This window comes from Enterobacter cloacae complex sp. P27C (assembly GCF_014895705.1).
Taxonomy (GTDB): domain Bacteria; phylum Pseudomonadota; class Gammaproteobacteria; order Enterobacterales; family Enterobacteriaceae; genus Enterobacter; species Enterobacter bugandensis.
Genome location: NZ_JADBQB010000002.1, coordinates 23,928 through 41,118 on the forward strand (window position 1 = coordinate 23,928; position 17,191 = coordinate 41,118).

The window sequence follows — 17,191 nt, forward strand, 5'->3', positions numbered from 1 at the left end:
ATATAATGCGCTCCCATCACAGATTCAGACTTATCAACTCATCGCCTGAATGGCTTAGATACCTCGCACAACATGAACATGAAATTAACAACGCTTTTTGCGGCGGCGTTAGCCGTAGTAGGTTTTTGTAAGACCGCGTCTGCGGTGACGTATCCCCTGCCGACAGACGGAAGCCGTCTGGTGGGTCAAAACCAGGTGGTGACGGTGCCTGAGGGTAACTCTCAGCCGCTGGAGTATTTCGCCGCGCAGTACCAGCTGGGCCTGTCCAACATGCTGGAAGCGAACCCGGGCGTTGACCCGTATCTGCCAAAAGCAGGTACCGTGCTGAATATTCCTCAGCAGCTGATCCTGCCGGATACCGTTCATGAAGGCATCGTGATTAACAGCGCCGAAATGCGTCTGTATTACTACCCGAAAGGCACCAACACCGTTATCGTGCTGCCAATCGGTATCGGCCAGTTGGGTAAAGACACCCCGCTGAACTGGACCACCAAAGTAGAGCGTAAGAAAGCAGGCCCAACCTGGACGCCGACGGCAAAAATGCACGCGGAATACATCGCTGCGGGCGAGCCGCTGCCCGCCGTTGTGCCAGCCGGCCCGGATAACCCGATGGGCCTGTACGCGCTGTACATTGGTCGTCTGTACGCCATCCACGGCACCAACGCCAACTTCGGTATCGGCCTGCGCGTGAGCCACGGCTGCGTGCGCCTGCGTAACGACGACATCAAGTTCCTGTTCGAAAACGTGCCGGTCGGTACGCGCGTGCAGTTCATCAACGAACCGGTGAAAGCGACGTCTGAGCCAGACGGCAGCCGCTACATCGAAGTGCACAACCCGCTCTCCACCAGCGAAGACCAGATCAACAACAACGAGATCGTGCCGATTACGCTGAACAGCGCGGTGCAGTCAGTGACCTCTCAGCCAGACGTGGAAACCACCATCGTCGACCAGGCGATTCAGAACCGTTCCGGTATGCCGGTGCGTCTGAACTAATTACGCGCATCAAAAAAGCGGGCCTCGAGGCCCGCTTTTTTTTATCCGTTATTCACTATCACAATCCCGCCGTGGTCGTAGCGATAGTGGCAGTGGGCATACTCCAGCGGCGTGCCATCTTCCAGATAAATGACCTGCTCCACCTCCAGCACCGGATCGGTTTCCTCACAGACCAGATGCTCTCTGTCCAGCGCGCTGGGCTTTAGCGCCCGCACGACCCGGTATGACCCCATAATTTTCAGCCCCAGGGTTTCCTGAACGTACTGAAACACTGACCCTTCAAGGTGGTTTTTCGTCAGGCCCGGCACCAGATTCATCGGCATCACCGTGGAATCCAGCGACATCGGTTCGCCGTTCAGTAAACGCAGGCGAATGAAGTCGTAGATCGGCGCATCGGCGTTAATCATCAGCGACGCCTGCTCTTTTTCGTTCGGGAAGCGCAGTTCGAAATGCACCACCTGGCTCGTCACCGTACCCAGATGCGCCCAGGTTTTGGTCGCGCCAAAGTAGTCGCTGCCGGAGAGATCCCACTGCGAGAGCTGGAGGAAGTTTTTGCGGATGAACGTCCCCTGCCCCTGGCGGGTGTAGACCAGCCCTTCGACGATCAGCTGGCGCATCGCCTGCTGAATAGTCATCCGGCTGGTACTGAACTCCGCCGCCAGTGCAAACTGATCCGGCAGGGGTTCGTTGGCGGCGTACTGCTGGCTGATAATGCGTTTCTTAATTTCCCGCGCTATGGTGATGTACTTCGCCGCCATCGTCCTTCCTTTCTGTTAGTTTTCTATCCCGCTGTTTTTCAAGGCCACTCGCTCGGCAATTTTGAGGAAAGGCAGGTAGAAGAATACACCAAATACGATGATTGCCAACTGGACCACCACGGCGCGCCAGTCCCCCGCCGTCGCCAGCCAGGCGCTGAGGATCGGCGGCGTGGTCCAGGGGATCATCACCACGCAGCGGGACATTAACCCCAGCGTGGTGCAGAGCCAGGCGAAGTAAATGCCGATGGCGGGCAGCAGCACAAACGGGATCATCAGCGGCAGGTTAAAGACGATCGGCAGGCCGAAAATCACCGGCTCGTTGATATTAAACAGGCCCGGTGCCAGCGACAGACGCGCCACCTGCTTCGCCGATTGTTGCCGCGAGAAGATAAAGATGGCGATCAGCAGCGAGATCGTGCTGCCCGTACCGCCCACCATGCCAAACGTCGGCACAAAGATGTTGTTGATGATGTGCGGGATGGGCTGTCCGTTGGCGAAGGCCAGCATGTTCTCGTTGGTGTTAATCAGTAGAAACGGCTCCAGCACCACGCTGTTGACCACCGACTGATGAATGCCGAGCGTGAACAGGAAGTTGCCGAAGCTGTAGATGAAAATCGTCCCCGGCAGGCTGGTGTTGATCAGCCGCAGCGGCTGCTGGATAAAGGTCGTGATGAGATGGATCAGATCCGTATGCAGCACGTTTGCCAGCAGCGCCGCCAGCACGGCGAACACCGACAAGGTAAGAATGGTTGGGATCAGCGCGGTAAAGGATTTGCTCACCGCCGGGGGTACGTTTTCCCCCAGCGAAATGTGCAGCGCCTTCAGCCGCGAAATGGCGATGAACAGCTCGGTGGAGAGCAGGCCAATCAGCACCCCGGCGAAAATCCCGGTGGAGCCGATATTGGCGAACGTCAGCACCTGCGTCACGCTGACCGCAGCGTCGCTGCCAACGGGCGTAACCTGTAAGCGCATCGGCATCATGATGATAAAGCTGCTGACGGCGATAACCACTGCCGAGACCGGATTGTCGAAATCTTTGTTGCGCGCCAGCGACCAGGCAATCATCGGCGCCAGCAGCAGCGCGGCGATGTTCAGCGTGCCGTTAATAATCGCCTCGCCCCACACCTTAAACTGTGTGAGCGTGTCGCCCTCAAAAATCCACGGGAACACCACGTTGTTCACCAGCACCGCCAGACCGGCGAGGATGAAAATCGGCATCACCGTGGCGAAGGCGTCGCGCAGGGATCGCAGGTGCACCTGGTTTGCCAGGCGCGCCGAGAACTCAACAAATTTATCGACAAAGGACTGCATGTGCGGTGTGATTTTTGTTTCAGACATAGCGGAGTGTTCCCATCAATCAGTCACAAAAACGGCCCGGCAGCGTACGGCTTACATCTCGCGTCCGTTGGTATGGATAACCTGTTTTAACCACGCGTAGCTCTTCTTCGGCACGCGCTTAAGGTCTTTCAGGTCATGATTCTCGCGGTTGACGTAGACCACGCCGTAGCGCTTACGCATGTCACCCTGAGAGCTGAGAATGTCAATTAACCCCCAGCCGAGATAGCCAATGACCTCTGCGCCATCCTCGAACATGGCTTCCTTCATGGCCTCGATATGCGCCCGGTGGTAGTCGATGCGGTAGGTGTCCTCAATCGGGTTAACCCCGTCCCAGGACTCAATCACCCCAATACCGTTTTCAATTGGGAAGACCGGCATGCGCCAGTCGTTGGCATAACGCGTGATGATGGTGCGAAAACCGAGCGGGTCAATCTGCCAGTTCCACTCGGTGGCTTTCAGGTAGGGGTTATTTTTCTCACCGTGCAGCAGGTAATAGTTGACCGGCGTGCCTTCCGGGATCGCATCGCTGTCCAGCGTTTTGCTGGCATAGTAGCTGAAGGCCATAAAGTCGTTTTTCGTGCGGGCAAACAGAGCGAGATCGTCGGCGCGATAGATATCACCGAAGCCCTCCTGCTCTACCACCGCCATCACCGCCGGGCTGTAGCCCTGGCCTGCAAAGACGCGCAGCAGGTTCTGGTTGAGGAATTCGTCATACTGCTGGGCGCAGAAGATATCGCGCGGCTTGCAGGTGGCCGGATAGATCAGCTGGTGCGCCAGCATGCCGCCCATTAGCTGGCCTGGCTTAGTCTGGTGCAGGTATTCGGTCAGCGACATGTGCGCCATCATCGCATGGTGCTGAAGCTCATACAGCTCGCGCAGGGTTTTCTCGCCTTTCATATAGCCGGAAATGCGGAACGCTTCCGGCATATGGAAGATGTTCTGCTCGTTAAAGGTCAGCCAGTACTTTACCCGGTCGCCGAAGCAGTCGATCATCTTTTTGCCGTAGCGGATAAAAGCCTCCACCACGCGGCGATCGTTGAAGCCGTTGTACTCCTGCGCCAGCGCCAGCGGCATGTCGAAGTGGTAGAGGCAGACCATCGGCTCGATGCCGCGGGCGATGAGATCGTCAATAAAGCGGTCGTAAAAGGCGATGCCCTCGTCGTTGAACGCGCCGTCGCCCTGCGGGCAGACGCGGCTCCAGGATATCTGGAAGCGGTAGCAGTTCATGCCCAGATCCTGCATCAGGTCGAAATCTTCCCGGTAGCGGTGGTAGGAGTCGGTGGCCACTTTCCAGTCGGAGATGTTTTCTCCAGCTTCGCGAATGTCGTACACCGACATCCCCTTTCCGCCCTCATTCCAGGCCCCTTCCGTCTGCATGCTCGACACCGAGTTGCCCCATAAGAAGTTGGCTGGCAGTGATTGATTCATGGTTGCCTCCTATATGACTAGTCATTTAAATGATATGACTAGTCATATAGTCGGAGATGAAATTTCGATCAAAGGGGAGGAACGATTTTTGTGAGATGGGTTTGAATAATGACGAGGGATGTCTTGCGAACTGCGCCCTGGCAGCAAGTCCTATTGCTGCCAGACGTAAATGAGTCTGCGCAATTCAGGGAAAAGATACCGAACCGCCGAACTCCATATAGATTTTTGCCAGATTATTTAACTGGTTAAAGCGATTTTCATACAGTGCCAGTTCAGCCTGACGGCGTTTCTCCTGAGCATCAAGCCAGAAAGAAATTCGCACCGCGCCCTGGCGATAGCGAACTTCGTTTAGCCTCTCTGATTTTTTCGCCAGTTCCAGGCCTTCACGTAGAAGCGTCTCCTGTTCCAGGAGTTGATGACGCAAAGCAAGCGCATCTTCTATGCTACTCATCGCCTTGTAAAGTTCCTGTTTAAACTCCAGAACCCGTTGCTCGTAGTCGTTGCGGGCAATCTTCACGTCCATGCCCCTTTCTCTCCATTCCAGGAACGGCAGGGTCAGGTTTGCTCCAACAGAGCCTACAGGATTTTCCAGGAAGGCCATAAGGCTGCTGCTGCTGGTGCCAAGCGAGCCGGTCAGACTAAACGCTGGATAAAATGCAGTACGCTGGACATCAACGGTGGCCAATGCTTCCCGTACCCGCCACTCTTTAGCGCTGATATCGGGTCGATGCCGCAGCACGTTGACCGGGATCTTTCCACTGACCTGCGGCAGTGGTCCCATTGGTAACGCTTTCGGTTCGACTATCGCGCTGCCCGGCGCGGTTCCAAGCAAAACGGCTTGCTGATTGAGCGCCTGTAAACGTTCATTCTTCAACGCCGCCAGCCTGTTTTCCTGCGAAAGCACGCCCTGCTGAGCATCCACAACATCCAGAGAGGAGGCACCGCCCGCGGCATAACGCGCGTTAGCCAGGCGCAGCGTCTCTTTTGCATAGTTGATGCTTTGTTGCAGGACAGACAGCTGCTGGTTAATAAAGCCTAAGCGCCAGTAATTATTACTGGCATTTGAAAGCAGCGTCAGGCGTGCAGAACGCAGATCCTCTTCCGAGGCAAAACGTGCCCACGCCTTCGCATCGCGCTGCCGCGCTATTTTGCCCCACAGATCCAGCTCATAGCTGGTATTAATACTGGCAACGCTGCCCCTGCTCCAGTTGGCTGAGCTGTTCAGCTGTTTTTTACCGTCAAGCGCGAGCGAACCTTTTAGTCCCGGATCGTTTGTGATGCCAATCCGCTCTTCTTCCAGGCGGGCGCGATAAACACGCAATACTGCTCCAGCGACATCGTTATTGCGCACCATCACCTGCCGCAGCCAGCCGTCGAGGTCTGGATCGTTAAAGGCCTGCCAGTCGAACGGCATCCTCTCCTCCGCAGCATCCGCCTGATACCAGTTGGCAGGGTATTTCACCTCAGGAGGCTGATAGTCGCTTTTCAGAGAGTCGGCGCAGCCAGCACTAAGCAGGACAGCAAGGCATACCGTTAAAGGGGATAATATTTTCATGGGTTACTCGCTGGCCAGTGAAACGACCGGATCCATCCTTGCTGCCTTGCGGGCAGGGAGATAACCAAAGATCATGCCGATTAAAGTTGAGCAGAAGAATGCGGCAGCAGCGGCCTGCCACGAATAAATGGCGGTGAAAATGCCCCCTGCCAGCGCGGTGAACAGCCCTCCGGCGGCATACGACAGTGCAATACCTAACACTCCGCCTATTAGACATACCAGCACAGCCTCAATCATAAACTGCTGCATGATATCGCCCTGACGCGCACCGACCGCCATTCGTACGCCAATCTCATGGGTCCGTTCCGTGACCGACACCAGCATGATATTCATCACCCCAATGCTGCCGATCATCAGCGAGATGCAGGCCACCATCAGAATCAGGATGCTAAAGGTCATTGAGGTCCGTTCGATTGATTGTCGAATCTGCTCGAAATTATAAAGCTGGAAGTCTTTCACGCCGTGGCGTTGAGTGAGAAGCTGAGAAATAGCGCTGACCGCTGCCTCGTTGGCAACATCATCCTTAAGCCTTACGCTGATGCTGGTCAACACCGGTTTTCCTGTCATTCGATACATCACCGTGCTGTAAGGCATCCAGACGTTAATGCGATTAGGCGCATAGCTTCGGCTGTTCCCTTTGGCGATGCCGACAACCCGTGCAGGCACGGAACCCAGAAAAACGATTTGCCCAAGTGCCTTGAGTCCCGCATCGTCAAATAACGCCTTGCGGGCGTTTTCATCAATGATGACTTCCTGCGAGGCATTTCGATCGTCCTGGAAAGTTGATCCCTGCAACAGTTCAATACCGTTTACGCGAAAATGATCGCGCCCAACGCCATTGATCGTGGCGGTAGCGGATTTACCCAGAAAGCGAATGTTGTCGGAAGCGTTAACTTCGGGGCTGACGCTGTCAACAAACCCCTGCTTTGCTAATGCTTCGGCGTCTGCCGGGACCAGTGTACGAATGGCTTCAGTGCTGTCGTCAAAGAAATCCCTTCCCGGGTAGATGCTCACCACGTTGGTTCCAAGCTCCTTGATATTATCAAGGGTTCGCTGTTTCGCGCCTTCTCCCAGTGCCACCACCGTAACAACCGCGGCGATACCAAAAATAATGCCCGTCATGGTTAACGTCGTGCGCAGGCGATGCGCATTCATCGCTTTTAACGCCATGTGCAGGGATTCACGGGTACGGTCAACAATACTTTGCCACCAGCTTTGCTGAACGCTGTCAGGTCGTTTAAGGGCAACCCCGGAGGTAACACGACTGCCGGTATCAGAAATAATTTCACCGTCACGCAGCTCAATAATACGGTTAGCATGCTGCGCTACCTTCATATCATGTGTCACCATAACCACGGTATGGCCACGCTGATTCAGTTCACTGAGTATTGACAGTACCTCCTGACCGGACTGCGTATCCAGCGCGCCGGTGGGTTCATCCGCCAGAATGATTTCACCGCCGTTAATCAGCGAGCGGGCAATACTCACACGCTGCTGCTGGCCGCCTGAAAGCTCTCCCGGCTTATGATGTTCACGACCTTCCAGCCCGAGTCTTCCAAGCAATGTCGCCGCGCGCAGACGGCGCTTTTCGCGCTCACTGTTGGCATAAATCGCCGGAATTTCAACGTTACTTAACGCGCTCAGGTCGGGCATTAAATGATAACGCTGGAAGATAAAACCGATGTGCTCACGGCGGATCCTTGCCAGATCGTCAGGTGAAAGCTGGGCGGCATTTTGACCGCTGATAAAGTAATCGCCACAATCAGGGACATCGAGACAGCCCATAATATTCATCAGGGTTGACTTACCGGAACCGGAGGCGCCGATGATCGCGACCATCTCCCCAGCAGCGATAGTCAAATCAATCCCTTTAAGCACGGTGAGATCCTGTCCACCGTTCCTGTAAGTGCGGCTGATGCCCTTGAGTTCTATGATATTACTCAAGATACAAACCCTTCCCCGGGCGCTTTTTCACCCGGCTGCGATAACACAACATGTTCCCCGACTTTTACACCGTCCAGGATCTGGATATCCACACTGTTAGTAATGCCGGTTTTGACCTCACGGGTTTCCAGCCGGTTATCACTGGTCAATATCTGCACCTGCTGTTTGTTGCCACTCACCTTGTGCACAGCCTGAATCGGCACCAGTAACGTATTTTTAGCTTCTCCAGCCAGCAAGGTCACCTGTGCTGTCATGGCAATTCGCAGCCGATTTTCTGGATTAGGGACATCCAGCAGCGCGTTGTAGTACACCGAAGCATTTGACGTGCCTGACCCTGAGGCTGAGCTACTGCTGGCAAGGCTATCATCTTTCATAACCGACTCAGGTGCCAGTTCAACGGTACGTAACGTGGCGTCATAATGCTTATCCGGCTCAGAGAAAATGGTGAATCTGGCTTTCTGTCCCGGTGAAATTCGCGTGATATCCGCCTCAGAGATCTGGGCTTTAATTGTCATCACGTCCAGACGTGCGAGTTTGATAATGGTCGGCGCACTTTGGCTGGAGTTAACCGTTTGGCCCTGTTGGGTGACAACGGCAATAACAATGCCGTCCATGGGAGCAACAACTTTTGTATAACCCAAATCGACCTTTTTCTTGTCGACATCAATTTGCGCCTGGACGAGTTTGGCGTTCAGTGCCGATAGCTCAGCGCGGGTACTGGCCAGCGTGGTTTCAGCCGTTTCGAAATCTTCTCTCGAGCTGGCATCCTCATTTAACATCTGGCGCTGGCGCTTAAAACGCAATGAGGCTTGCTTCAACTGCGCCTGCTTAGCCTGAAGGTCCGCTTTTACCACGTTGAGAGCAGCTTCTGCGTTGCGTAAATCATTCCGCTGCGGCACGTCATCAATTTCAGCGATGAGCTGCCCTTTAGTGACACGATCGCCTAACTTCACCTTCAGCGACTTAACCTGGCCAGAAACCTGTGCCCCAACGTTGACCCGCTCAATCGCATCAATTCGACCGGTAGCAAGTACGGCGTTTTCAATATCGCCGATGCGTACTGGAGCGGTAACATACTCAGGAACCTCGGGGCTTCTCAGGAAGAAGAACAAGGCGATGCTAAAAATAATTAGCAGAGCCGCAGCACAGGTCATTACGCGTCGGGGAGGGAATTTTGTTAACATTACGCAGGTTTTCCATAACGATAAACAGCAGTGAATCAGGCATCATAGTAACATCGCCAGTATTTACGGGAGGTAAACCCGCGCAATTTGGTGAAGTAGCGTCATCGTAGACCCCCGCCATCAATTACACAGAATCACCAGGTCCGCCTGTAAACCGCCGCAAGCGTGGGATTTTGTGCCTAAATCCACAGAGTCCCCTTTTGCTGAGCCCCACCTGCGATTTTTCCCATAATCGATTCATTGTGCATTAAGTGCTTAATTATAGTTGCAACTCACATATGATAATAGTAATTATTATCATTAGCATTTGCACTGATGGTTTATCTGGCAAGGTATACAGAGGTCTCAGGAAACAAGCCTCTCCAGGTTTGTTGAACGGTCTCACACTCAACAAATGCATCTGAACACCGCGGCGTGGCAGCACGACGCCGCCTGGGCTGTTCAAAAGGACAACGGCGCGTAAGCGTTAATGGAAGCCGGGACAAGGAATTCCCGATTCACCAGCCTACGTCACGGAATAGTCAGCGACAGGACCGTTCGTAAGGCTGATGAAACTCAAAAAGGACGCAGCGTCTGTCAAAGCAGGCTTAACGAAAATTAACGTCATGCTGCTGGCATATGACTGCGTCGACTTCCTGATTTAGTTCGTCAAGCGGAGAGGGATTTTCTCATGCGTATTTTGTTTGTAGGCCCGCCTCTCTATGGGCTGCTGTATCCTGTGCTGTCTCTGGCACAGGCGTTTCGCGTTAACGGCCATGAAGTGCTGATCGCCAGCGGAGGAAAATTCGCCCAAAAAGCGGCAGAAGCAGGGCTGGTGGTATTTGACGCCGCACCCGGTTTTGATTCTGAAGCTGACTATCGCCGCCGCGAGGCACAGCGAAAAGAAAGCAACATCGGCACAAAAATGGGCAACTTCTCATTCTTCAGCGAAGAGATGGCCGACCACCTGGTGGAGTTTGCCGGACACTGGCGGCCCGATCTCATCATCTACCCGCCGCTCGGGGTCATCGGGCCTCTGATTGCCGCCAAATACGATATACCGGTCGTAATGCAAACCGTCGGCTTCGGCCATACGCCCTGGCATATCAAAGGCGTAACGCGTTCGCTCGCGGACGCCTATCATCGCCACGGCGTTGGGGCCGCACCGCGCGATATGGCCTGGATCGACGTAACACCACCGAGCATGAGCATTCTTGAAAACGACGGAGAACCCATTATTCCCATGCAGTACGTCCCGTACAACGGCGGCGCGGTGTGGGAACCGTGGTGGGAGAGGACGCCCGACCGTAAACGTCTGCTGGTGAGTCTCGGTACCGTCAAACCGATGGTCGACGGCCTTGACCTGATCGCCTGGGTGATGGATTCCGCCAGTGAAGTCGATGCCGAGATCATCCTGCATCTTTCGGCCAATGCGCGGTCGGATCTGCGCTCACTGCCCTCAAATGTTCGCCTGGTCGACTGGATACCCATGGGAGCCTTCCTGAACGGCGCAGATGGCTTCATTCATCATGGTGGCGCGGGCAATACCCTGACGGCGCTGCACGCCGGTATTCCACAGATCGTCTTCGGCCAGGGTGCCGATCGCCCGGTAAATGCCCGCGCTGTTGTCGAACGCGGCTGCGGGATCATCCCCGGCGACGACGGCCTGTCGAGCAGCATGATCAATGCTTTCCTCGACAATCGCGCGCTTCGCGACGCCTCTGAAGAGGTAGCGGCGGAAATGGCAGCGCAACCCTGTCCGAGCGAGGTGGCGAAAAGCCTGATCGCGAGGGTACAGAAAGGGTAGCCACTACGCCGTCATGACGATCATACGCCAGCACACATCCAGGAGATACGCCCGTAACAATGCGGGACCGGATCGGGCTGGCGCTTTTTTTTGCACAGCGATCCGACTTGGATCCTATTTTTTACAGACGGAGGAGGCTTAATGCCTGCGACTCACTCTCCCACTCCTGCGCGGTCCTGGATAGTTCGCCTGGCACGCGTGTGCTGGGAACGTAAGAAACTTAGCATCATCGTAGTGGTAGCGTCGGTCTCGACCATTCTGCTGGCCGCGCTGACGCCGTTGCTGACAAGGCAAGCGGTGAACGACGCGCTGGCGGGCAATCCGACTCGTCTGCCGTGGCTGGCCTGCGGGCTATTGCTGATTGCCTTTTTTGATTTCATCGGTAACTACGTGCGCCGCGGTTATGCCGGGGAGCTCTCGCTCTGGGTGCAGCACACCCTGCGAGGACGGGCATTCGACAGTATTCAAAAACTTGACGGCGCAGGCCAGGACGCACTGCGCACCGGGCAGGTGATTTCACGGACCAACAGCGATCTGCAGCAGGTGCATACCCTGCTACAGATGTGCCCGGTGCCGCTGGCGGTGTTCACTTATTACATTGCCGGCATTGCCGTGATGCTGTGGATGTCACCCGCCATGACGCTCATCGTCGTGTGCGTACTGGCATGCCTGGCTATCACTGCGCTGCGCGCGCGTCGCCGGGTCTTCGCGCAAACCGGGCTGGCCTCGGACCGACTGGCAAATCTCACCGAACATATGCGCGAGGTGCTGGCGCAGATCTCAGTGGTAAAATCCTGCGTGGCGGAGCTGCGTGAAACGCGCTGGCTGGATCGCCAGTCGCGGCAGATGGTGCGGGTACGCATCGGCGCGGCCATCTCGCAGGCGATGCCAGGTGCCACCATGCTGGCGCTACCGGTGCTCGGGCAAATCGTCCTGCTGTGCTACGGCGGCTGGTCGGTTATGCACGGTCGCATCGATCTCGGCACCTTCGTGGCGTTTGCCAGCTTCCTCGCGATGCTGACCGGGCCAACCCGTGTACTGGCATCGTTTCTGGTTATCGCCCAGCGCACCCAGGCGTCCGTGGAGCGCGTGTTTGCTCTGATCGACACCCGTTCGCAGATGGAAGACGGGACGGAGGCGGTTAACGGTCAGGTTATCGGGCTGCAACTGGAGAATATGAGCTTCGAGTACCGTGGCGGCAGACGCATCCTCAGCGATGTCTCCTTTTCCCTGCACGCCGGTGAAACGGTGGCGGTAGTGGGCGCATCGGGTTCCGGGAAATCCACGCTGCTGATGCTGCTGGCGCGTTTTTACGATCCCAGCGCCGGAGAGATATGGCTCAACACCAGCGCAGGCCGACAGAACCTCCGCGATCTCAGGCTGGAGGCGCTTCGTCGTCGGGTAGGCGTTGTGTTTGAGGATGCTTTTCTGTTTGCCGGTTCGGTGGCGGAAAATATCGCCTACGGGCACCCTCAGGCAACGGCGGACGACATTCGCCTCGCGGCGAGGGCAGCAGGAGCCAGCGATTTTATCAACGCCCTGCCGAAAGGTTTCGATACCCAATTAACCGAACGCGGTACGAATCTTTCCGGCGGACAGAGGCAGCGAATCGCGCTGGCACGGGCGCTCATTACCGCGCCGGAAGTGTTGATCCTCGATGACACCACCTCGGCGGTCGATGCCGGTACTGAAGCGGAGATCAACACCGCGCTGAGTCGCTATGCTGACGAAAAGCATATGCTGCTGGTGATTGCCCGACGCCGTTCGACGCTTCAGTTAGCCAGCCGGATTGTGGTGCTGGATAAGGGCCGGGTGGTGGACACCGGAACCCAGGCAGAACTTGAAGCGCGCTGTCCGGCGTTCCGCGCGCTGATGACCGGCGACGGCGATTTCCTCACGCCTTCCCACAGTGGGCCTAACGGATTGTGGCCGACCGTACCAGCGGCACAAGACGATGCGGCGCAGACGGGGGATAAAGGCTTTGTCGCCCGTATGACGCGCGTGCCGGAAAATGCAGTACAGCAGGCGCTGGCCGGTAAAGGCCGCAAAGTCACGTCGCTGCTGAAGCCCGTGGCGTGGATGTTCGTCATCGCCGCCCTGCTGATCGCCCTCGATTCGGCGGCAGGCGTCGGGGTACTTATACTGCTGCAGCGCGGCATTGACTCCGGCGTTGCCACAGGCGATATCTCGACTATCGGCCTCTGTGCCCTATTCGCCCTGTGCCTGGTGGCCGTGAGCTGGTGCTGTTATTCACTACAGACAGTCTTCGCCGCCAGAGCGGCAGAGTCAGTCCAGCATACGGTGCGCTTGCGCAGCTTCGGCCATATGCTGCGTCTTGGTCTCCCCTGGCATGAAAAGCATGTCGATTCGCGTCTGACCCGCATGACCGTAGATGTGGACTCTCTCGCCCGCTTTCTGCAAAACGGCCTTGCCGGTGCAGCCACCAGCCTGGTGACAATGTTCGCCATCGCCGCCGCCATGTTCTGGCTCGACCCGCTCCTGGCGCTGACGGCATTAAGCGCGGTGCCAGTGGTCGCACTGGCAACCTGGATTTATCGCCGCCTCAGCTCCCCTGCTTATGCGCAGGCGCGGCTGGAAATAGGCAAAGTCAACAGCACCCTGCAGGAGAAAGTCTCCGGCTTGCGCGTTGTGCAATCGCATGGCCAGCAGGAACAGGAAGCCGCCCGGCTGCGCGCGTTATCGGATCGGTTCCGTGCGACCCGCGTACGTGCGCAAAAATACCTTGCCGTCTATTTCCCGTTCCTGACCTTCTGCACCGAGGCCTCCTATGCCGCCGTTCTTCTGGTGGGTGCATCGCGGGTCGCCGAAGGCGAAATGACCGCCGGGGTGCTGGCGGCTTTCTTCCTGCTGCTGGGGCAATTCTATGGGCCAGTGCAGCAGTTATCAGGAATTGTCGACGCCTGGCAGCAGGCGACGGCCAGCGGCAAACATATCAATGAACTGCTGGCGACCGAAGGCACAGAGAACATCGAGCCCTCTTCCGCACCGCCCGCCACCGGCGCGCTGCATCTTGATGAGGTCACGTTCAGTTATCCCGACAGCCCTGAACCCGCGCTGAACAAACTTACCCTGACAATCCCTGAGGGAAGGGTCGTCGCGGTCGTTGGTCGCAGCGGTGCGGGTAAGTCAACGCTGATTAAGCTGATCGCCGGATTGTATTCCCCCACCCACGGCAGGATCAGCATTGGCGATCGGATAATTGATGATGCCTCGCTTTCCGATTACCGTCGCCAGATTGGGCTGGTCGATCAGGATGTGGCGTTGTTTAGTGGTGATATCGCGGAAAACATTCGTTATTCACGGCCATCCAGTACCAATGACGACGTTGAGATTGCCTCTCAACAGGCAGGGCTGTATGAGACGGTGCGCAATCTGCCGCAGGGATTCCGGACACCGGTGAATAACGGCGGTGCCGATCTGTCCGCAGGTCAGCGCCAGCTGATTGCGCTGGCCCGCGCACAACTGGCGAATGCTCACATCCTGCTGCTCGATGAAGCCACGTCACGCCTGGATCGCACATCCGAAGAGCGATTGATGTCATCGTTAACAGACGTCGCGCACACCGGGAAGCACCTGGCGCTGATTGTGGCGCACCGTCTGACCACCGCGCAGCGCTGCGATCTGATTGCCGTTATCGATAAGGGGCAGCTTGCGGAATACGGCACCCACGAACAGCTGTTAGCGGCCGGCGGCCTCTACACCCGCTTGTGGCATGACAGCGTCGGCAGCTCTGTTCCCCATCGCCAGCACGACATCACGGGGGAAATCGTGGAAGAGTAATTGCGCACGTAAGACATTACAAAACACGCGCTAAAGCGGCTGTTCCCGGAATAGCCGCTTTAGCTATTTATACTGACACCCTTCATATTCAAAGAGAGTGAATGCTGAACATGCAACAACATCCCTCTGCTATCGCCAGGCTGCGCAGCCAGCTGGCAGCAGGCCACATTGCTAACCTTTCTGACTTCTGGCGAGACGCTGAGTCGCTAAATGTACCGCTGGTGACGCCAGTCGACGGAGCGAAAGACGAGCGTGATGTGACATTTCTATGGCGCGCCAGGCACCCTCTACAGGGCGTTTATCTGCGTCTGAATCGGGTGACGGATAAAGAGCACGTGGCGAAAGGGATGATGACCGCCCTTCCCGCGACGGATATCTGGACTCTGACACTGCGTTTACCCGCAAGCTACTGCGGCTCCTATTCGCTGGTGGAAATCCCCCCCGGCACCCCGGCCGAGACGATTGCACAGTCCGGAGGCCGCTTTGCTACCCTCGTCGGGCACGCCGATCCGCTAAACAAAACGCCGGGGATCAACGTTCGGGGAAGCACACAGGAGTCGGTGCTGGCGCTTGATAAAGCCCCCGCCCAGTCCGAATGGCGCGGCGGGTCACCCAGCGGGCAATTGCTTACCTCGGCGCGCACTCTCGCCGGGGAATCGCGCCGGGTTCGGCTCTATCTGCCGGACGTTGATGTTTCGCAGCCCCTCGGCCTGGTGGTACTGCCCGATGGTGAAACCTGGTTCGATCACCTTGGCGTATGCGCGGCAATTGACGCCGCCATAAACAACGGACGCATCGTGCCTGTGGCTGTACTTGGCATCGACAATATCGATGAACACGAGCGAACTGCGATACTCGGCGGGCGCAGCGAGCTGATAAAGGATATCGCCGGCCAGTTGTTGCCGACGATCCGCGCCGAACACCCACAGCGGCGGTGGGCAGACCGTTCGCGCACCGTGCTGGCCGGACAGAGCCTCGGCGGGGTCAGCGCGCTCATGGCCGCTCGTTACGCACCGGAAACGTTCGGGCTGGCGCTCAGCCACTCCCCTTCGATGTGGTGGACGCCAGAGGGTGCCAGCCGGCCAAACGTGTTCAGCGAAACCGATTCGTCATGGGTGAGCGAACATCTGCTTTCTGCCCCGCCGCAGGGCGTGCGCATCCGCCTGTGCGTGGGATCGCTGGAAGGTTCGACGGTACCCCACGTTCAGCGGCTGCATCAGCAGTTGCTTACCGCTGGCGTCGACAGCCATTGCGCAATGTATACCGGAGGTCACGATTACGCATGGTGGCGCGGCGCACTGATTGACGGGCTTGGTTTACTCCAGGGTTGACTTGACCCGCGAACACTTTCAGGCAACTGTACAGGCTTCCTGAATAAAGAAAATGTCACCTGCGGAAAAGGAATAAACATCAGATGTATGCCCGCAAGTATCGCCCAACACGCTCACGCAAGGCGCTTGTCACTCTTCTTTCTGGTCTCACCCTTATCTGGAATGCGCACGCTTTCGCAAAGCCGGATATGCAGCCACTGGGGCCGAATATCGCCGATAAAGGCTCTGCGTTTTACCATTTCAGCGTCAACTCGTTCGACTCCGCCGATGGCAGCCGCCATTATCGGGTATGGACGGCCGTGCCAAATAAAGCCGCACCGGCGTCGGGCTACCCGATTTTATATATGCTCGACGGCAACGCAGTTATGGACCGCCTGAACGACGACCTGCTCAAACAGCTGGCAGAAAAATCACCGCCGGTGATTGTGGCTGTCGGGTATCAGACCAACCTCCCCTTCGATCTCAACGGCAGGGCCTACGACTATACGCCAGCAGAAGAAAGCGGCAAAACGGATACCCGCAACGGGCGTTTTAACCGTAAGAGTGGGGGTAGCAACGACTTCCGCCAGTTACTGGAAACGCGTATAGCGCCAAAGGTGGAACAGGGATTGAATATCGATCGGCAGCGTCGCGGCCTGTGGGGGCACTCCTACGGCGGCCTGTTCGTGCTGGATGCATGGCTGTCTTCCCCTTATTTCCGGACGTATTACAGCGCCAGCCCGTCGTTGGGCAGAGGCCATGATGCGCTACTGAGCCGCATCACGGCGGTTGAGCCGTCGCAACACTGCGCCAGGCGCCTGATGATAATGGAAGGTTCGGCGACACCGGGCGATAACCGGGAAACGCATGCTGCCGGAGTGCTGACGAAAATTCATGCCACCCTCGCCACGCTGGAAGATAAAGGCGTCAATGCCGCCTTTTGGGATTTCCCAAACCAGGGACACGGGCCGATGTTCAACGCCTCCTTCCGCGGAGCGCTGTTAGATATCAGTGGTGAAAACGCAGGTAACACAGCAGGCTGTCATTCATTAAGCCGCTAAACACTGCCCGCCTTGATGCGGGCAGTATACCTG

11 protein-coding genes are annotated in these 17,191 nt (G+C 56.8%); 5 read left to right on the forward strand and 6 right to left on the reverse strand.

The genetic code is table 11. The features are described 5' to 3' along the window. Positions 1-72 precede the first annotated feature (72 nt). Entirely contained in the window at positions 73-993 is a 921-nt protein-coding gene (gene ldtB / locus IM291_RS03585) for a L,D-transpeptidase (protein ID WP_008501186.1), read from the forward strand. A gap of 41 nt (positions 994-1,034) precedes the next feature. On the opposite strand, the gene IM291_RS03590 is transcribed toward ldtB, so the two are convergent. The 6 genes from IM291_RS03590 to IM291_RS03615 all read right to left on the reverse strand — a co-directional run bounded on the left by IM291_RS03590 (position 1,035) and on the right by IM291_RS03615 (position 9,200). Beyond that, positions 1,035-1,751, reverse strand: coding sequence for a GntR family transcriptional regulator (locus IM291_RS03590; RefSeq protein ID WP_025912880.1), 717 nt, complete (start codon positions 1,749-1,751; stop codon positions 1,035-1,037). 15 nt (positions 1,752-1,766) lie between these two features. Next, positions 1,767-3,089, reverse strand: coding sequence for a PTS sugar transporter subunit IIC (locus IM291_RS03595; protein ID WP_048999183.1), 1,323 nt, complete (start codon positions 3,087-3,089; stop codon positions 1,767-1,769). 51 nt (positions 3,090-3,140) lie between these two features. Then, positions 3,141-4,517, reverse strand: a complete 1,377-nt coding sequence (locus tag IM291_RS03600) for a glycoside hydrolase family 1 protein (protein ID WP_192972087.1) — start codon at positions 4,515-4,517, stop codon at positions 3,141-3,143. Positions 4,518-4,701: 184 nt separating this feature from the next. Then, on the reverse strand, positions 4,702-6,072 hold the full coding sequence (locus IM291_RS03605; RefSeq protein ID WP_192972088.1) for an efflux transporter outer membrane subunit: 1,371 nt from the start codon (positions 6,070-6,072) through the stop codon (positions 4,702-4,704). Between the two features lie 3 nt (positions 6,073-6,075). Continuing rightward, on the reverse strand, positions 6,076-8,016 hold the full coding sequence (locus IM291_RS03610; RefSeq protein WP_192972089.1) for a MacB family efflux pump subunit: 1,941 nt from the start codon (positions 8,014-8,016) through the stop codon (positions 6,076-6,078). After that, positions 8,013-9,200, reverse strand: coding sequence for an efflux RND transporter periplasmic adaptor subunit (locus tag IM291_RS03615; RefSeq protein WP_023303343.1), 1,188 nt, complete (start codon positions 9,198-9,200; stop codon positions 8,013-8,015). Before IM291_RS03615 ends, IM291_RS03610 begins: the two co-directional genes overlap by 4 nt. A 670-nt stretch (positions 9,201-9,870) precedes the next feature. Here IM291_RS03615 and iroB point away from each other — a divergent pair. From iroB to IM291_RS03635, 4 genes are all read left to right on the forward strand, one after another. Further along, complete coding sequence (gene iroB / locus IM291_RS03620) at positions 9,871-10,986, forward strand: salmochelin biosynthesis C-glycosyltransferase IroB (protein WP_017384908.1); 1,116 nt, start codon at positions 9,871-9,873, stop codon at positions 10,984-10,986. A 141-nt stretch (positions 10,987-11,127) separates the two neighbouring features. Next, on the forward strand, positions 11,128-14,787 hold the full coding sequence (iroC, locus tag IM291_RS03625) for a salmochelin/enterobactin export ABC transporter IroC (RefSeq protein WP_192986176.1): 3,660 nt from the start codon (positions 11,128-11,130) through the stop codon (positions 14,785-14,787). A gap of 101 nt (positions 14,788-14,888) precedes the next feature. Then, positions 14,889-16,118: an esterase family protein gene (locus IM291_RS03630; RefSeq protein WP_032102662.1), complete on the forward strand. Its 1,230-nt coding sequence runs from the start codon at positions 14,889-14,891 to the stop codon at positions 16,116-16,118. 83 nt (positions 16,119-16,201) lie between these two features. Beyond that, complete coding sequence (locus tag IM291_RS03635; RefSeq protein ID WP_028012457.1) at positions 16,202-17,158, forward strand: alpha/beta hydrolase; 957 nt, start codon at positions 16,202-16,204, stop codon at positions 17,156-17,158. Positions 17,159-17,191: the final 33 nt, after the last annotated feature.